The sequence below is a fragment of the Thermogutta sp. genome, from assembly GCF_039793925.1.
Classification (GTDB): domain Bacteria; phylum Planctomycetota; class Planctomycetia; order Pirellulales; family Thermoguttaceae; genus Thermogutta.
On the sequence record NZ_JBAMME010000050.1, the window covers coordinates 1 to 1,605 of the forward strand.

The 1,605-nt window shown below is 56.8% G+C and carries 1 protein-coding gene; it reads left to right on the forward strand.

The features are described 5' to 3' along the window. Positions 1–1,605: hypothetical protein (locus ABJK56_RS01605; protein WP_347242915.1), on the forward strand; the 1,605-nt coding region annotated here is incomplete at both ends.

Here is a 1,605-nt window from a genome sequence, read left to right on the forward strand (position 1 = left end):
GCCAGTGGGACTTCGCAGGATTGCAACGGGAATGGGATCCCCGACGAGTGCGATGTGGCCAATGGTGCGGCGGATTGCAATGGCGATCTTGTGCCAGATGAATGCCAGCTTGTAGACATCGCTGTTGCGAAAACCATCGAGCCACCGGTAAGCGTCGTGGCTGAAGTCACCACCTTTACCGTGACGGTGACGAATAATAGTACCTGGGCAGCGCCCGTGGACGCTTACGAGTTGGTGCCACCGTCGTTCGTGGTCGTCAACGCTGTTGCTTCCGCCGGCACTGTGACCGATTTGGGGGGTGGACTCTACTGGCTAAATATTCCGAGTCTGGCTGGCGGCGCAAGTGCCACGTTAGTCATCTCTGCACTTCCAACCCAAACGGGCGAATTCGTGAATCAGGCCAGCGCCGAGTCGTGCCTACCAGATCCGGTTGAGAATAACGTGGCTCAGGCAACCGTTTACGTGGGCGATGATTGTAACAACAACGGGATTGAAGACCGCACAGAAGTCACACCCCAGGAAACGTCCGTGCTGTTCCAAGACGGCTTCGAGAGCGGGGCGGCTCAGTGGGCTCTGAGCGGTTTATGGCATCTCGAAAACGGAGATCCGTGTGGTGTGGGTTCCGATTCCCTGACTTCCCCAACGCGTGCGGCTTATAACCTCAGTCCGTCTCAGTGCGATTACGATGCAGGATTTACGAGCGGGGCGCTCGAAATGCTCACCGATGTGAGTTTACCAGCGCCGTACGGTGCGGTGCTGAAGTGGTACAACTTCGTGGAGACGGAGCACAGCTATCCTTTTGATCAATGGGTGGTTCAGGTCTCGGACAATGGTGGTGCGACTTGGACCACGGTCTATGATCCACGTGGTGACAGTCGCCCGGCATGGCAAGAACTGTCGGTCAGTCTCGAGGCTTATGCTGGTAAGTCCATCCGCGTGCGCTTCTACTTCGATTCGATTGATGAGGAGTTCAATAGCTTCCTCGGTTGGTATGTGGACGATGTCCGCATCATTGCACTGGGCCCGCCGCTGGGTTCGGATTGCAACATGAACCTAGTTCCCGATGAGTGCGACATCACTTCGGGGACAAGCATGGATTGCAACCAGAACGGAACCCCGGACGAGTGCGAGATTGGTCAGCTTATCAGGCTCGAGTCCGCCGCTTACGAGCCGTTTGACGGACAAACTCCCCAGACAATCGTCTTCAATGCCTCACCTACCGTGGGACCAGTGGCTCTAACGGTCACCGGTTATGGGGATTTTGGCGATCACATCCTCGAAACATTTGATGTGTACGTTGGAGGAACTTATCTGACGACAACATGGTTCGCGAATAGCGGGGAAGACTGCACACTTGGCCAAGCGCACCTCACCATCCCCGCGGCCATGTTCAACGCCGCTATCTCCGGCGGTACGGTGAGCCTGACTTTTGTCCCATCACCTTACGTTGATACGGTGTGCCCTGGTTCGATGGTCCAGGCATCGCTGCGTTACCTTGTAGATTCACCCGCGCTCGATTGCAACACCAACGGTGTGCCCGACGAGTGCGACATCGCGAGCGGCACGTCGCAGGACTGCAACGCCAATGGCGTACCGGACGAGTGC